Here is a 15,831-nt window from a genome sequence, read left to right on the forward strand (position 1 = left end):
ACATTTGGTCAGAAATGAAAACAATTTTTGTAAGTTTTTTTCATGAAAATTTTGTTAAATAACATTTAGGCCAAACTTACCCTTACTTATTTATTGATAAAAAAAAGCCAGCGTTTGTGCGCTGGCTCATGTTATTTGTCCAATTTAGCCTATTTTGTGTCTAGTGCGCCTGATCCCAGTTGTCACCATGACCCGCTTCAGCCACTAACGGTACATCGAGTGTCGCTGCAGACTCCATCAATTGTTGTACTTTACTTTCAATTTCGGTCAAAGCTGACTCCTGAACTTCAAATACCAATTCATCGTGTACTTGCATCAGTAGTTTAACGCGACCATCACCTTCTGCCTGAATCCACTCATCGACAAGCAGCATCGCTTTTTTGATGATATCAGCAGCAGTGCCTTGCATCGGTGCGTTGATCGCGGCACGCTCTGCCGCTTTTCGGCGCATCCCATTGCGAGACTTGATTTCAGGAAGGTGTAAACGGCGACCAAATATCGTTTCTACGTAACCTTGCTCAGCTGCGGCACTGCGAGTGTCTTCCATGTACTGCATGACACCAGGGTAGCGTTCAAAGTAGGTGTTCATGTAGTCCTGAGCTTCACCGCGAGGAATCCCTAACTGTTTTGCGAGACCAAACGCACTCATACCGTAGATAAGACCAAAGTTGACTGCTTTCGCTCGGCGACGCTGCTCTGAGCTGACTTGGTCGATGGTTGTTCCCATAATTTCTGCCGCCGTCGCAGCGTGGATATCTTTGCCTTGTTGGAAAGCATCCAACAGCGCTTTATCACCCGACAGGTGCGCCATAATACGAAGTTCAATCTGTGAATAGTCGACCGCCATGATCTTGTAACCATGCGGTGCAATAAATGCTTGGCGGATACGACGACCTTCATCATTTCGAATTGGAATATTCTGCAAGTTTGGATCGGTCGAAGATAAACGCCCTGTCGCTGTCACTGCTTGATGATAAGAGGTGTGCACTCGCCCCGTCTCTGGGTTAATCATCTTCGGCAACTTATCGGTGTAAGTCGATTTCAGTTTGGCTAAACCACGATATTCAAGGATCAGTTTTGGTAATGGGTAGTCCAACGCCAACTCTTGCAGCACTTCTTCATTGGTTGAAGGCGTGCCTGATGGCGTTTTCTTAATAACAGGCAGACCCATTTTCTCGAACAGAAGTGCTTGCAGTTGCTTAGGTGAATTCATGTTGAACTCTTGCTCGGCAATTTCATACGCTTTCTGCTCGAGTTCGTCTAGGCGTTGTGCAATCTCTTGCGACTGAGCCGCGAGCTTCATATCGTCGATCAAGACACCAGTGCGCTCAATGCGTGATAGCACTGGGACAAGCGGCACTTCTATCTCTCCATAAATCGCTTTCAACTGCTCATCTTTTTCGATATTTGCCATAAGGCGGTTGTGCAAGCGTAATGTTACGTCCGCATCTTCCGCCGCATACGGTGAGGCTTGATCAAGTTCAATTTGGTTGAATGTGAGCTGTTTCTTTCCTTTCCCCGCGATTTGTTCAAACGAGATGCAACTGTGCTGAAGGAAGCGCAGGGCTAAGCTGTCCATGTCATGCTTACCACCGACACTATTGTAAACGTAGGAAGCGAGCATGGTGTCATGCTTGATGCCCTTCATTTCAATGCCATAACGTGCCAACACGCTTGCGTCATACTTTAAGTTTTGACCAACTTTCGCTTGGGTATCATCTTCCAAGATAGGTTTCAGCAGTGCCAATACCCAATCACGATCAAGTTGCTGTGGCGCATCTAGATAGTCATGAGCGACCGGTACATAGGCGGCAACACCTTCTTCTGTTGCAAACGACAGACCAACCAGATTAGCAACCATGTAGTCTAGGCTGTCTGTCTCGGTATCAAATGCAAAGACATCGGCGGCTTTTAACTTCTCAAGCCAAGTGTTAAATGTGGCTTCATCTAGGATGGTTTCGTACTGGCTGCGATCAATGGTAACAGCGGAAGTATCCATCTCAACCGTACTAGTACTCTTAGCTGAAGAGGCAGGAGCACCAGATTTTTCATCGGCTTCTACAACGCCCGAACCACCATCAAGCAGCTCGTTCAGCCATGACTTAAACACAAGCTGGCCGTAAAGCTTAATCAGCTCATCTTTATTCGGCTCATTTTTTAGCAATGATTCTGGCGTTTCTGCGAGTTCCACGTCCAGTTTGATGGTTGCCAACTCATAAGACAGCATGGCGTTGTCTTTGTTATCAACCAGTTTTTTCGCCATGGTCTTTGAACCACGGAAACCAAGTGGCGCGATATCATCAAGGTTCTCATACAGTTTTTCGAGACTACCAATACCTTGAAGGAGCGCTTTCGCGGTTTTATCACCCACCCCCGGAACGCCAGGAATGTTATCGACCTTATCCCCCATCAACGCGAGGTAGTCGATGATCAATTCTGGTGGAATGCCAAATTTTTCTACCACTCCGTCACGATCCATCACAACATTGGTCATGGTGTTGATCAAGGTAACGTTGTCATCCACGAGCTGTGCCATGTCCTTATCACCCGTACTGATCAAAACAGGCATACCCGCTTGCGACGCCTGATACGCTAACGTGCCGATCACGTCGTCGGCTTCTACACCTGGCACACAGATAAGTGGCAAGCCCATTGCGCGAATCACATTGTGCAGCGGCTCAATTTGGCAGCGAAGATCATCTGGCATTGGTGGTCGATTGGCTTTGTACTCTGGATACATATCATCGCGGAAGGTTTTGCCTTTCGCATCAAAGACCACTGCCATTCGATCTGAAGAGAATTGACGCATCATGCTACGCAGCATATTCACTACACCATAAACGGCGTTTGTCGGAATATCTCCGTTGCTCATGGTTTCTGGGTAAGCATGAAACGCACGATATAAGTAGGAAGATCCATCGATCAGAATCAATGGGTTATCAGGAATATTAGCCATAGTCTTTACGTATCCAAAGAAAATGCAGAAAGATCTGCCTAGGATGCCATGACTGTCGCGGTGAATCCATTTTAACTCTCTCGAGCCCATTCACACATTTGTCGATTCTTTTGCCAATGGAATGACTTGCTTGTGGATAACTCTGTTTATATTATTTATCCACAAGATATGAAAAACGCTTTCGCCCCATGAAATTCAAGACTAAGTATTTGTAATTTAAAGATTTATTATTCGATCGATCATCTAGAGATCGATCGAATTACGATCCTTAACTGTGGAAAAGGCTGCTGGTGTCCTTTTGTTCACTCTGAATGACAGGCATAAAAAAAGCGACATCGTATGATGTCGCCTAGCAAAAAGGGGTCAAAGCGAAATTAGGTGAATAAAGTGCTTTGCCATAAAGCTATAAATTACACTGGAAGCAATGTGAGCAATGTCGTGTCAAAAAGAACTCGTGCAAGTTCGATTAAGTTCAGTGTCATCACCGTCTCCAATTTGAATCTGGTAACTCAACGTCCTTGTGAACTTCTCTCATTCCCTAAGACGAGATAAATAATAACCATTCTCATTTGAGTCGTCAACACCTAAATGAGAAAAAATCTCATTTAATTTTTATGACTGGTTCTGAGTACTTTTACAAAGTGAATGCGACTCTCTAGCAGTGGCTCTCTTGCTTCATAGTTTTCTATCAGGTAACCATTTTTGATCAACAGTCTCAGCATTGAAGGAAACTGATTACGAGACTTTACCTTAAGATATTGATAGCCCTGCTCTGCCACCCAGTCTTCCTGTATTTCAAGGAGCCGCTGTGCGACTCCCTTATTTCGAGCAAGTGATGAGACACCACCAAACCAACTGTAGAATGTTTGGCTGTCCAATTGATAGCCAATCTTAAATCCGAGTAACTGCTCACCCTCTTCGGCCACTTGGACTAAAAACCGCGGCTTATCACGAAGTCGCGCAGATAAACTTTCAACGGTTTCTTTGTGTACAAACTCGGTGATCTGTTCCACCACTTGTACGCACTCTTCCAGCGTACCCTCACGATAGATAATGGTCACGATGCCCCTCCAAAACTAAAAAAGGCTGACAATTGCCAGCCTTTGAAATCCATGATCGGTGTTTATTCTTGCTCGTTTTTCAAAAACGTTGCAGCTTGTGCATTTTCTTCAGCTAGCCACTCTGCGACGTCTTTGGCAAAGTAGGTTAAGATCCCGTCTGCGCCCGCTCGCTTAAAGCAAAGCAGAGATTCCATCACGGTATCGCGCTCTTTTAACCAGCCATTAGCAAACGCGGCTTTATGCATCGCGTACTCACCGGATACTTGATAAGCAAACGTCGGCACTTGCAACTCTGATTTGACGCGGCGAACCACATCTAGGTATGGCATGCCCGGCTTGACCATGACCATATCCGCGCCTTCATTGATATCCATCGCCACTTCGTGGATCGCTTCGTCGCTGTTCGCAGGATCCATTTGGTAGTTCTTCTTGTTACCACCTTTTAGGTTACTAGCACTGCCGACCGCATCACGGAAAGGACCGTAGTAACAAGAGGCATACTTCGCTGAGTAAGCCATGATTTGGGTATTGATATGGCCTGCGTTCTCGAGTGCTTCACGGATTGCACCAATGCGACCATCCATCATATCTGAAGGCGCAACCACATCGGCCCCAGCTTCAGCGTGCGACAGCGCTTGTTTAACCAGAACCTTAGTCGTTTCATCATTTAGAACGTAGCCATCTTCATCAATGATGCCGTCTTGGCCGTGTGTGGTAAATGGATCCAGCGCGATATCTGTAATCACTCCAATTTCAGGCACATGCTCTTTCAGCGAACGAACTGCACGTTGAACCAAGCCCTCAGGGTTGTATGCTTCCGCCGCACAAAGGCTCTTCGCATCTTGGTTTACCACAGGAAACAGAGCAATTGCAGGCACACCCAGCTGCGCAAGGTATTGTGCTTCTTCCAGCATTAGGTCGATAGACAAACGCTCGACACCCGGCATTGACTCCACAGTTTCACGTCGATCTTTGCCCATCAAAATAAACATAGGGTAAATCAGATCACTCACCGATAATTGGTTTTCCGCCATAAGGCGACGGCTAAAGTCATGCTTACGCATACGGCGCATACGACGGCCAGGGAACTGACCTTGAATAGAAACTGACACTCTGTTCTCCTTGTATGGTGAAAGTGCTTGATTCGCATCATATCACTCCAAACTTGAGACGCCAGAGCGAGTCGAGAAAAATGCAGAAAATGACCAAAAGCTCACACTGCCGTATACTGACCTCTCGAAATAGCAAAGAGAATCACCATGATCGATACCCATGCCCATATCTACGCCAGTGAATTTGACCACGATCGCGATGACGTTGTACGCCGCGCACTTGAGCAAGGGGTTGAGAAAATTCTACTGCCCAACATCGACTTAGAGTCCATCGAACCGATGCTGAAAACCGAAGCCGCTTACCCAAAGGTGTGTCGCTCAATGATGGGGCTTCACCCTTGCTATGTTGATGGCAACGTTAAGCAAACCTTGGACGTCATTCACTCGTGGTTTGATAAACACAATTTTATTGCTGTGGGTGAGATCGGTATCGATTTGTATTGGGACAAAACCTATAAAGCTGAGCAAGAGATGGCATTTATTACTCAGCTAAACTGGGCAAAAGAGAAGAAGCTCCCAGTCGTCATCCACACTCGCGATTCGATTGAGGAAACACTTACCTTGCTGCGTAAAGAGCAAGACGGCTCACTTTCCGGCGTCTTTCACTGCTTTGGTGGGAGCGTTGAGGAGGCGAAAGCGATCAATGATCTCGGGTTTCACTTAGGGCTTGGTGGCGTATCCACATTTAAAAATGGTGGAATGGACAAGGTAATTCCACATCTAGACATGAACTACGTGATTTTAGAAACAGATTGTCCTTACTTGGCTCCAGTTCCACACCGTGGCAAACGAAATGAACCCGCTTATGTTTCATTGGTTGCACAAAGAATCGCCGATCTACGTAGTTGCTCTATCAATGAAGTTACAACAGTTACCAGCAAAAATGTTAAGCAACTGTTTTTATTGTGAAAATCAACAATTAGAATCCGTTAAATTTCTCATTATAGTGAGATGTAAGTCACACTTTAACCTTTAAAAGTAAATGCGACTGGTTTAGTATTGCGTCTCAAATATTAGAAGGCGTCTTGTATGTGCAACCACAGTAGTTACTTACAAAGACAGCACCGTACATTTTGGCAAAAGTTGCTAGGCATTAAAGAAATCTACCTATGCTCCCAATGTGGGCATATCATCAAGGTTAAGTAGTTCCTTGCGATAGTATGAGATGTATCGTTACTGTCAGAAAACAAAAAAGCTTGCCACTCGGCAAGCTTTTTTTGTTTCAGATGACAGCTAGTTTTATACGTCCTGCTGCTCTTCTTCCGTTTCATCTTTACGTACATAAAAACGGGCGAAAAACAGTCCGACCTCAAACAACAAGCACATAGGTATTGCTAGCAGTGTCTGGGAGATCATATCCGGTGGTGTCAGCATCATACCGACAATAAACGCCCCGACGATAATGTACGGACGTTTCTCACTCAGACTTTTCGGGGTTGTCGCCCCTGTCCAACACAGCAGGATAATGGCAACCGGTACTTCAAAAGCGATACCAAAAGCCAAAAACAGCGCCAATACAAAGTCGAGATAACTCGAAATATCAGTCGCAAATTCCACGCCACCGAGAGAAATCGCAGTAAAGAAGCCAAATACCAGCGGGAATACCACAAAGTAGGCAAAGGCAACCCCACAATAAAACAGCAACGAGCTTGAGAACATCAATGGCATGATCAATCGGCGCTCATGCTTGTATAAACCCGGAGCGACAAACGCCCAGACTTGATACAGGATAAAAGGCACGGCGACAAAAATTGACGCGATTAAGGTCAGCTTTAGGGGTGTAAAGAAGGGAGATGCGACATCCGTGGCAATCATGGTTGCCCCTTCAGGTAGACGCTCTACCAAAGGTGCGGAGATAAACTCATAGATATCATTTGCGAAATAAATCAGTCCAATGAACACCACCAGCACCGCTAATATTGCACGGAGCAGACGATTACGGAGTTCCAACAAATGGCTGATCAAAGGCTGTGTCTGCTCTACAGAAGACATGGAGACCTCATACTATAAACGATCGAAAAGGAGCTACTGGTTAGTAGCTCCTCCTAATGCGAGACTATTCGGCTTTCTTATCTGCCTGTGGTGAGTCTGGAGTGGTTAAGCTCTCGACTGCACCTGCTGAGTCATTGGCACTTTGAACAGAGTCTTGTTTCTCGTTCAAAGTCTCAGCAGCTTGCTCTGCTGAGTCGCTTTTGCTCGCATATGGGCGTTGCACATCTTGAGCAGCTTGCTTCAACTCTTCAACTGAAGATTTGAGCTCTGGAGAGAGATCTTCCATCCCCATTTGCTCAGCTTTGCGCAGATTTTCTTGCAGCTCTTGAACTTTCAATTCATGAGAAAGTTCATCCTTCACGCTGTTTGCCATGTTTTTCGCTGCGCCAATAAATTTGGACACGCTGCGGATCGCATGAGGCAAACGCTCAGGCCCTAGAACCACAAGCCCGACGACAGATATTAATACCAGTTCCCAAAAACCGATATCAAACACGTGTTACGCCTGCTCTTTGTCTTTCTTAGTTTCAGCAGTCGCTTCTGTTTTCTGCTGTTCTACGCTCTTTTGCTGATCGACAGCTTTTGGCTCAAAGTCAGCGTCTTTCTTCGCTGTCTCATCTTCGCTCATTGCTTTCTTGAAGCCTTTCACTGCACTACCTAGATCGCCACCAATACCACGTAGCTTCTTAGTACCGAATAGTAGAACGACGATGACAGCAATAATCAGAAGTTGCCAAATACTAATACCACCCATTCTTTTTACCTCGGGTCTATAAACAAATTTATTTCAAGAGTTTAACGTCTATTGACGGTAAGCTCGCCAACTAAGCAACCAAAATGTGACACCACCTAGGGCGCTGAACATAGAAAGTTGCTCATAGGTGCTGTTGACCAATATTGCCGAGCATACGACTAATGTGGCACCAACACCAAATAAAAATTTACCTGTTGCCTGCTGACGTTTGCTTGAACGGTAGCCTTGATAGAGCTGATCCATTCGCTGATTCATCATTTTACCTTGGCGCAAACTGTCGTACAGCAATTCTGGTAGCTCCGGAAGTTTTTCTGCCCAGAACGGAGCGCGATCTTTCACCGCGTTGATCACCGCTTGCGGGCCGACTTGATTCATCATCCACTCTTCAAGAAATGGCTTAGCGGTTTCCCATAAATCAAGCTGTGGGTATAGCTGACGCCCTAACCCTTCGACATAGAGCAAGGTCTTTTGCAGCAGAACCAACTGCGGCTGAACTTCCATATTGAAGCGACGCGCCGTATTAAATAGGTTCAGCAGTACGTGACCAAACGAAATTTCACAGAGCGGCTTGGCAAAGATCGGTTCGCAAACAATTCGAATCGCGAACTCAAACTCATCGACGTTGGTTTCACGTGGAACCCATCCGGACTCAACGTGCAACTCGGCCACACGGCGGTAATCACGGTTAAAGAACGCCAAGAAGTTTTCTGCTAGGTAGCGTTTATCTTCACTGTTCAATGTCCCAACGATGCCGCAATCTAAGCCAATCCAACGCGGGTTTTCAGGATGCTGCGGTTCAACAAAGACATTACCTGGGTGCATGTCAGCGTGAAAGAAGCTATCGCGAAAAACCTGCGTAAAGAAAACACTCACACCACGCTCCGCCAACAATTTCATATTGGTGCCGTTTGCGTGTAAGCCTTCTATGTCGGAAACCTGAATGCCGTATATTCGCTCAGAAACCATGACAGTTTTATTACTGAAGTCGGTAAAAACTTCTGGAACATACAATTCTTCACTGCCAGCAAAATTTCGGCGCAACTGAATCGCATTCGCAGCCTCACGACGTAAGTCCAATTCATCAAGCAGCGTCTTTTCGTACTCGCGCACCACTTCAACAGGTTTTAAACGACGTGCTTCAGGAAGCGCCTTGGCGACTATACGCGCCATGCGGTACATCAGTTTTAGATCTGCATCAATGACTGGGCGAATATCGGGCCGGATGACTTTTAATACCACTTCTTGGTTAGTCGATTTGAGCTTCGCAGTGTGCACTTGAGCGATCGACGCTGAGGCAAGCGGCTCGATATCAAAATCATCAAACCAAGTCTCAAGTGGACCACCGAGTGCGAGCTCAATCTGCTCTTTAGCCAATTGGCCATCAAACGGAGACACCTGGTCTTGGAGCAACGCGAGCGGGTCGGCAATATGAGGAGGAAAGAGATCGCGACGCGTCGACATCATCTGGCCAAACTTGATCCATACCGGGCCAAGCTCTTGCAAAGCTAAACGCAGGCGCTCGCCAAGGTCTTTTTCTGGATGCTGATTTTTAATCCAGAAGAGACTTTTGCGTGCCAGTAGTGGAGCCTTCATTAATTGATGGTCTGGCAAGAGTTCGTCCAAACCATACTCTAGTTGAACCTTGATAATTCGGTATAAGCGCTTTAACTCTGCAGTGGTCATGCGCGCTCCAACAGCTGATTCAAACGAGCTTCAACTTTTGCCGCTTGGCTTTTCACGTCATCCACTTGATCGCAAAAGTGGGCAACTTCCAATGGCGCGGGCGCGATACGCCACTCTTCGGTAAGAACCTGCCCCAAATGACGCTGATGTTTAGCGGCTTGACTCGTCACGATCTGACCAAAACCACTGACACCTTTTACCAAGGTATGTGCTACGACATCGCCCGTTACTCGTGACAGCCACTCTTCGATGTCTGGCTTGCAATCTGTCATCAATTGAGCAAATTTTTGCGCCAGTTGGATGTCACCTTCCAGTACTAACTTGTCTTGCTTGATGAGCTTGGTGATGTTGGATTGATCACGCAGTTCAGGAAGCACCGCTAGATTTAAGGAAAGGTAGCAGTCAGGCTCACCTTCATAGTTGGCCAAGACATCAATTTGCTGACTAAAAACAAAGGTCAATGTCTTGTTGATTTCTTTGAGATGAACTTGAATCACTTGACCTTTAAGGCGGCCAAGACGACGACCCAGCTCTGGGTCATCGTTGATGAGGGTATTCAGTGAAGTTTCTATCACTGCCGTAATGAGAGGTTCAAATGGCATAGTGCGTGACCTTAGAACTTGTAGCCGCGATGAAGCGCAACGATACCACCCGTCAAGTTGTAGTAGCTGGTGTTATCGAAACCAGCGTCATTCATCATGCCTTTAAGCGTTTCTTGATCTGGGTGCATACGGATCGACTCAGCAAGGTAACGGTAACTTTCTGAATCATTGGCCACCAACTCTCCCATTTTAGGTAGCAAGTGGAATGAGTACGCATCGTATACTTTTGATAGCGGCTCTAAGACGGGTTTAGAAAACTCAAGCACCAATAGACGACCACCAGGCTTAAGAACGCGATACATAGAACGAAGCGCTTGGTCTTTGTCGGTTACGTTACGTAAACAGAAGCTGATGGTAATCGCATCAAAATAGTCATCTGGGAACGGCAGCTCTTCCGCATTCGCTTGTACGTAGTGCACGTTACCAACAACACCAATGTCGCGCAGTTTATCGCGGCCAACATTGAGCATAGAGTTGTTGATGTCCGCCAAAATAACATGGCCTTTCTCACCGACAATACGTGAAAACTTAGCCGTCAAATCACCGGTACCGCCACCAAGGTCAAGGACGCGGTGGCCTGGTCGCACACCACTACAATCGATGGTAAAGCGCTTCCAAAGACGATGAATACCACCCGACATCAAATCATTCATGATGTCGTATTTAGCTGCAACAGAGTGAAAAACTTCTGCTACTTTTTCAACTTTTTGTTCTTTTGCCACGGTGGTGAAACCAAAGTGGGTAGTTTCACTCGATTCTAACGCTGGGTTTGATTGCACGCTTGTATCCGTCATGATGATTCCTCTTCGAGCAATGCTGATTATTAATTACGACCTGAGCACTGCGGGCGATTAGTTTACTTTATCCTCATCCGGATGTCTTTGTACGATAGAATCATTTTCATTCAATGCACGATTTTCTGTGAGCCCTTCATATTGAGCCATTTGAGTGAGCGCGCTAGAGATCGGTTTTTTGACCTCCACCCCTAACTGTTTGAAGCTCTCCGCTTGGCGAATGACGTTTCCGCGCCCGGTAGCCAATTTGTTCATCGCACCTTGGTAATTCTGGTTGGCTCGATCAAGCGCGCCGCCCAAGCTCTCCATATCGTCAACAAACAATCGCAGTTTGTCGTACAGCTTGCTGGCACGCTCAGCAATCACTTGCGCGTTTTGATTTTGTCGCTCATTGCGCCACAAGTTATCAATGGTTCGAAGCGCCACCAGCAAAGTGGTCGGGCTGACCAAAATAATGTTGTGCTCCATTGCCTCTTTAACCAAGCTTGGGTCTGCTTGAATGGCGATCTGAAAAGCGGGCTCGACAGGAATAAACATCAGCACGTAGTCGAGACTCTGAATGCCTTTCAACTGATGATAATCCTTGTTCGATAACCCCTTAATATGCGCTCTCAATGCAAGTAAGTGGTCACTTAGGGCTTTGTCTCGCTGAGCATCGGTTTCTGCATTAAAGTAACGCTCGTAAGCCACGAGCGCCATTTTAGAGTCAACAACCACCTGCTTATCTTGTGGTAAGTGAACAATCACATCCGGCTGATAACGTTTACCCGCTTCATTTTGCAAGCTAACCTGAGTTTGATATTCATGCCCTTCTCGCAAGCCTGATTCGGCAAGCACACGCGCTAGCACGACCTCTCCCCAGTTGCCTTGCTGTTTGTTGTCCCCTTTCAGAGCCTGAGTAAGATTCACAGCCTCTCGGGTCATTTGTTCGTTCAAACGTTGCAGGTTTTTCAGCTCATGAACCAGGGTATGACGCTCTTTGGCTTCGACCGTAAAGCTGTCGTTGACTTGGCGTTTAAAGCCTTCCAACTGCTCTTTCAATGGTGAGAGCAAGCCTTCTAAACTTTGGCGGTTTTGTTGGTCGACTTTGGCGGTTTTTTCTTCAAACAGTTGGTTGGCAAGGTGTTCAAACTGTTGCTTCAGGCGTACTTCGGCTTGCTCGAGTAATTGCAGTTTCTCTTGATTGGCTTTGTTTTCTTGTTCATGGCGGGCTTGTTGTTCGCGAAGCTGAGCATCAAGTTGTGACTTCTGCTCTCTTGCGATGTTTAGGTCGTCAGCGTATTGCTGACGTTCTTGTTTCACAGCGTCAAAGTAACGCAGCTTTTCCATCACCGCCATCAACTTACCGTGTGCTTGTTTCAGCTCATAAGCGGCTTTGTCTCTTTCGCTGTCTAATTCATCCAACTCTTGCTGGCATTGTTCGAGCTCTCGCTGCAACTGTTGGATCTGGCTGTTGGCAAGTTGTTGATTGGATTCTAGTTGCTGCTCAGTGAGTTGTTGCTGAAACTGCATTTTTTGTTTTACCCACCAACCGACAACAAAACCACCGACAACGGCACTGGTGATGGATGACATCAATAAAGTTTGATTCTCTAGAATCCATTGCATAGTAAAGGCTTAACTCGTGTTTATCGTCTTCACTCAATGGTATTTTAGCACTGGATAAATGTCCAGTTTGTCGGCCAGTTATCGAACAGCTAGACTAGGCGCTTCATACCCTCAGCCATACCAACAACCAGCGCAATATCACTGCTGGTTTGATGAAAGGAACATCATGAACGAGCGCCGCGCTTTAGGATTAGGTTTATCTGCTGTACTACTCTGGTCAACAGTAGCGACTGCTTTTAAGCTCACGTTAGCTGAATTCACCCCGATTCAGATGTTAACCGTGGCGAGTATTGTCTCGGCACTAGCGTTGATGATTATCTGCGCGGCCACCGGTAAGCTGAAGCAATTACCCCGCACGTTTCTATCTAACCCTTGGTACTACCTGCTACTTGGTGTCATCAATCCGCTGGCTTACTACATCATATTGTTCAAAGCCTACGATCTTCTGCCTGCCTCACAAGCGCAAGCCATCAACTACAGCTGGGCGATCACCTTAACCTTGATGGCTGCGGTTTTCTTAGGGCAAAAGATTCGCAAACAGGATTGGGTCGCTTGTACGTTCAGCTATCTGGGCGTGATCGTTATCGCGACCAAAGGGGATGTGCTAGGTCTTAATTTTGACAGCCCATTAGGTGTTGGACTGGCGTTGCTATCCACCCTGCTTTGGGCTGGTTATTGGATCTTAAACGCGAAGAACAAAGCCGATCCGGTTGTTGGTGTGTTACTTGGCTTTTTAGTCGCCATTCCTTTCGCTATTGGCTTAACCCTTTACGAAGGCGCAAGTTTTAGTCACATTACCAACAAAGGTTGGCTTGCGGTTACGTACGTCGGTTTGTTTGAAATGGGGGTGACGTTCGTCCTTTGGCTAAGTGCTCTAAAGGCCACGCAAAATACGGCGCGTATCAGTAACCTCATTTTTGCATCGCCCTTCATTTCGTTAATGCTGTTGGCTTCGATTATTGGTGAGGAAATCCACCCAGCAACGTTATTTGGATTAGTGCTGATTATCACAGGCTTGGTGATCCAGCAGATCAAAATCGGCAAAAAAGATCGCGCTCAAACTGACCACTCTAACGCACACAATAGCTAGAAAAGTTGATACGCCAGTTCACTGCCCTGACCGCGAACAGCATCAATACTCGCCGCAAGCGTTGGAGAGACATGCAGTGCTATCGCGGCTTTGCTCGTTGTCAGGTAGTGCTGCTTCTCTTGCTCATCAAGCATGTTGTCCCAACGTTGGTGAATGTCTCGCGCTAAGTAGAGTAAACATGCCAAACGTTTCGACTCTACCGCCTTCGCTGGGTGGTTAACATTGGCGATGGCATCCACCAGTTCGTTGGGGAACTGCCAGCTTTCTGCAAGCACGGCGCCCAGTTGCTGCGCGTCCGTACCTAATACTTCACGTTGAACCTGCGCGGCATTTTCCCCATTCCACACTCTTTGCTGAATATCGACGGCTTTTTCTGGCTCCAAGGCATGAATCATCAGCTCGCCAATATTGTGCAATATCCCTGTGGTAAACGCTTCATTCGGGTCCAGCTTGATGTCTTTAGCAATGGTGCTGGCAATTGTCGCCACTTCAAAGGTACCAGCCCAATAATCTTTGATATTGAGGGTTTCGAGCTTAGGGAAGGTTGTCGCGAGAATCGAGGAAGAGATGAGGTTACGAATGGCGCCAATCCCAATTCGAACAATGGCGTCATTGATGTTGGCGATGCCTTTCACGCCGCCAAACTGTGCGGAGTTCGCCATCCTCAACACACGAGCCAACAACACCTGATCCATCGACATTTTGCGCGCTAACTCGCCAAAGTCTATCGTCTCTCGATTGACCATTTCGAGTAACTCTTGCAGGACGCTTTCAATTCTGGGTAGTTCGTTAATACGGGAAATTAACGCTTCTTGACTCATAGGATTCACTCCTTTGACCACACTGCTATCTCACTAACTAAGTGTAGTACTAAAGAGTGAATTCTCAGTAATTATTCGTGTGACTTTACACCCACTGGCCAGCTACGAAACCTGAACTCCAACACCACTGGAAGTTATAACCTCCCAACCAACCAGTTACGTCCATCACCTCACCGATAAAGTACAGCCCTTTAACTTGCTTACACTCCATGGTCTTTGAAGAGATATGATCGGTATTCACACCACCTAACGTCACCTCGGCGGTGCGGTAACCTTCAGTACCATTCGGTACAATCTGCCAATGCTGTAAGGTTTGGCTGATCGCCTTAAGTTGATTCACACCAAACTGCTTGAGTGGCTTATCTTCTAGTACTTTGCGTTCTATCAGTACCTCAACCAATCGCTTCGGCAAGACTTTAGCCAACGTGTTCTTCAGACTTTGATTCGGATGTTTTTCCAAGTTTTGACTGAGTAACTCATCCATATCAACGTCAGGCACAAGGTTAATGGTCACCGTCTCACCCGGCTTCCAGTACGAAGATATCTGCAAAACGGAAGGACCTGATAAACCACGGTGAGTAAACAACAGAGCCTCTTTAAATACGGTGTTGTTTTCTGCTGTCAACTCGACCGGAATCGCAATGCCGGACAGTTCAGCAAAGTCTTCTTTGTCTTCTTTGTGCAAGGTAAACGGCACCAAGCCGGCCGTTGTTGGGACGATAGACAATCCAAACTGCTCGGCAATCTTATAGCCAAATGGGGTCGCACCTAGCTTGGGCATGGATAAGCCACCCGTAGCGACAACCAGTGACTGACACTCTATCACGCTGGTGTTGGCGTGCAGCTCAAAGCCTGACTCTGTCTGTTCGATATGGTGAATATCTTGCTGGTAGCGCTGCTCTACCGATGGTAACTGACACTCCGCAAGCAGCATCTTCACAATGTCTTTTGAGTTGTAATCGCCCACGCAAAATAGCTGGCCATGATCGCGCTCTTCAAACTCGATGCCATGTTTGTAGATCATCGAGATAAAGTCCCAGTTGGTGTATTGAGCCAACGCGGATTTTACGAAGTGTGGGTTTTGAGAAAGGTAGTGTTTAGCCGTGACATCGTAGTTGGTGAAATTACAACGGCCGCCACCCGCAATTAGGATTTTGCGACCGGGCTTTTTGGCGTGGTCGAGCAGCAGCACACTGCGCCCTCGTTTACCTGCTTCTGCAGCGCACATTAAACCGGCCGCACCCGCACCAATAATGACCACATCAAACTTTTCCGCCATGATACCCACTCAATCAAAGACCAATAAAAAAGGATGTGCACGATGCACATCCTTAGCAATTTAGGTCCGCTATTCTAGC

The 15,831-nt window shown here is 46.7% G+C and carries 14 protein-coding genes; 2 read left to right on the forward strand and 12 right to left on the reverse strand.

What is annotated here, in order from left to right; all coding sequences use genetic code 11:
* Positions 1-160 precede the first annotated feature (160 nt).
* The 3 genes from polA to hemB all read right to left on the reverse strand — a co-directional run bounded on the left by polA (position 161) and on the right by hemB (position 5,129).
* On the reverse strand, positions 161-2,956 hold the full coding sequence (gene polA / locus ACUALS_RS13985) for a DNA polymerase I (protein ID WP_454448552.1): 2,796 nt from the start codon (positions 2,954-2,956) through the stop codon (positions 161-163).
* 605 nt (positions 2,957-3,561) lie between these two features.
* A complete protein-coding gene (locus tag ACUALS_RS13990; protein WP_038192489.1) occupies positions 3,562-4,017 on the reverse strand; it encodes a GNAT family N-acetyltransferase in 456 nt (151 codons plus the stop codon).
* Between the two features lie 62 nt (positions 4,018-4,079).
* Positions 4,080-5,129, reverse strand: coding sequence for a porphobilinogen synthase (hemB, locus tag ACUALS_RS13995; RefSeq protein ID WP_005474478.1), 1,050 nt, complete (start codon positions 5,127-5,129; stop codon positions 4,080-4,082).
* 147 nt (positions 5,130-5,276) lie between these two features.
* Here hemB and ACUALS_RS14000 point away from each other — a divergent pair, with 147 nt between their 5' ends.
* Complete coding sequence (locus ACUALS_RS14000) at positions 5,277-6,038, forward strand: TatD family hydrolase (RefSeq protein ID WP_334475440.1); 762 nt, start codon at positions 5,277-5,279, stop codon at positions 6,036-6,038.
* Positions 6,039-6,368: 330 nt separating this feature from the next.
* Here the strand turns inward: ACUALS_RS14000 and tatC are convergent, their stop codons facing one another.
* The 7 genes from tatC to rmuC form a co-directional block, all read right to left on the reverse strand.
* Entirely contained in the window at positions 6,369-7,121 is a 753-nt protein-coding gene (tatC, locus tag ACUALS_RS14005; protein ID WP_334475439.1) for a twin-arginine translocase subunit TatC, read from the reverse strand.
* A 64-nt stretch (positions 7,122-7,185) separates the two neighbouring features.
* Positions 7,186-7,617, reverse strand: a complete 432-nt coding sequence (gene tatB / locus ACUALS_RS14010; protein ID WP_005474370.1) for a Sec-independent protein translocase protein TatB — start codon at positions 7,615-7,617, stop codon at positions 7,186-7,188.
* A 3-nt stretch (positions 7,618-7,620) separates the two neighbouring features.
* Positions 7,621-7,875, reverse strand: coding sequence for a Sec-independent protein translocase subunit TatA (tatA, locus tag ACUALS_RS14015; RefSeq protein ID WP_005474461.1), 255 nt, complete (start codon positions 7,873-7,875; stop codon positions 7,621-7,623).
* A 48-nt stretch (positions 7,876-7,923) separates the two neighbouring features.
* Positions 7,924-9,558 carry a ubiquinone biosynthesis regulatory protein kinase UbiB gene (gene ubiB, locus ACUALS_RS14020; protein WP_454448553.1) on the reverse strand — a complete coding sequence of 545 codons (1,635 nt, stop codon included), beginning with the start codon at positions 9,556-9,558 and terminating at the stop codon, positions 7,924-7,926.
* A complete protein-coding gene (locus ACUALS_RS14025) occupies positions 9,555-10,160 on the reverse strand; it encodes a ubiquinone biosynthesis accessory factor UbiJ (protein WP_038139821.1) in 606 nt (201 codons plus the stop codon). The genes ubiB and ACUALS_RS14025 overlap by 4 nt, the downstream gene beginning before the upstream one ends.
* An 11-nt stretch (positions 10,161-10,171) precedes the next feature.
* Positions 10,172-10,954 carry a bifunctional demethylmenaquinone methyltransferase/2-methoxy-6-polyprenyl-1,4-benzoquinol methylase UbiE gene (gene ubiE, locus ACUALS_RS14030; protein WP_038139823.1) on the reverse strand — a complete coding sequence of 261 codons (783 nt, stop codon included), beginning with the start codon at positions 10,952-10,954 and terminating at the stop codon, positions 10,172-10,174.
* Positions 10,955-11,011: 57 nt separating this feature from the next.
* Positions 11,012-12,562, reverse strand: coding sequence for a DNA recombination protein RmuC (rmuC, locus tag ACUALS_RS14035; RefSeq protein ID WP_039479015.1), 1,551 nt, complete (start codon positions 12,560-12,562; stop codon positions 11,012-11,014).
* A gap of 166 nt (positions 12,563-12,728) precedes the next feature.
* On the opposite strand from rmuC, the gene ACUALS_RS14040 reads away from it, so the two are divergent.
* Entirely contained in the window at positions 12,729-13,652 is a 924-nt protein-coding gene (locus ACUALS_RS14040) for a DMT family transporter (protein WP_331398629.1), read from the forward strand.
* Here ACUALS_RS14040 and ACUALS_RS14045 read toward each other — a convergent pair.
* Positions 13,649-14,473, reverse strand: a complete 825-nt coding sequence (locus ACUALS_RS14045) for an HDOD domain-containing protein (protein WP_038192474.1) — start codon at positions 14,471-14,473, stop codon at positions 13,649-13,651. The two genes, ACUALS_RS14040 and ACUALS_RS14045, sit on opposite strands and share 4 nt — an antisense overlap.
* 85 nt (positions 14,474-14,558) lie before the next feature.
* Positions 14,559-15,752 carry an NAD(P)/FAD-dependent oxidoreductase gene (locus ACUALS_RS14050; protein WP_454448554.1) on the reverse strand — a complete coding sequence of 398 codons (1,194 nt, stop codon included), beginning with the start codon at positions 15,750-15,752 and terminating at the stop codon, positions 14,559-14,561.
* Between the last annotated feature and the right edge of the window lie 79 nt (positions 15,753-15,831).

Source organism: Vibrio sp. NH-7 (assembly GCF_053643215.1).

Excerpts from the sequence above, each read along its gene's own strand:
- polA (WP_454448552.1), bottom strand. The coding sequence starts at position 2,956 with ATGGCTAATATTCCTGATAACCCATTGATTCTGATCGATGGATCTTCC.
- ACUALS_RS14000 (WP_334475440.1), top strand. The coding sequence starts at position 5,277 with ATGATCGATACCCATGCCCATATCTACGCCAGTGAATTTGACCACGAT.
- tatC (WP_334475439.1), bottom strand. The coding sequence starts at position 7,121 with ATGTCTTCTGTAGAGCAGACACAGCCTTTGATCAGCCATTTGTTGGAA.
- tatA (WP_005474461.1), bottom strand. The coding sequence starts at position 7,875 with ATGGGTGGTATTAGTATTTGGCAACTTCTGATTATTGCTGTCATCGTC.
- ubiB (WP_454448553.1), bottom strand. The coding sequence starts at position 9,558 with ATGACCACTGCAGAGTTAAAGCGCTTATACCGAATTATCAAGGTTCAA.
- ACUALS_RS14025 (WP_038139821.1), bottom strand. The coding sequence starts at position 10,160 with ATGCCATTTGAACCTCTCATTACGGCAGTGATAGAAACTTCACTGAAT.
- ubiE (WP_038139823.1), bottom strand. The coding sequence starts at position 10,954 with ATGACGGATACAAGCGTGCAATCAAACCCAGCGTTAGAATCGAGTGAA.
- rmuC (WP_039479015.1), bottom strand. The coding sequence starts at position 12,562 with ATGCAATGGATTCTAGAGAATCAAACTTTATTGATGTCATCCATCACC.
- ACUALS_RS14040 (WP_331398629.1), top strand. The coding sequence starts at position 12,729 with ATGAACGAGCGCCGCGCTTTAGGATTAGGTTTATCTGCTGTACTACTC.
- ACUALS_RS14045 (WP_038192474.1), bottom strand. The coding sequence starts at position 14,473 with ATGAGTCAAGAAGCGTTAATTTCCCGTATTAACGAACTACCCAGAATT.
- ACUALS_RS14050 (WP_454448554.1), bottom strand. The coding sequence starts at position 15,752 with ATGGCGGAAAAGTTTGATGTGGTCATTATTGGTGCGGGTGCGGCCGGT.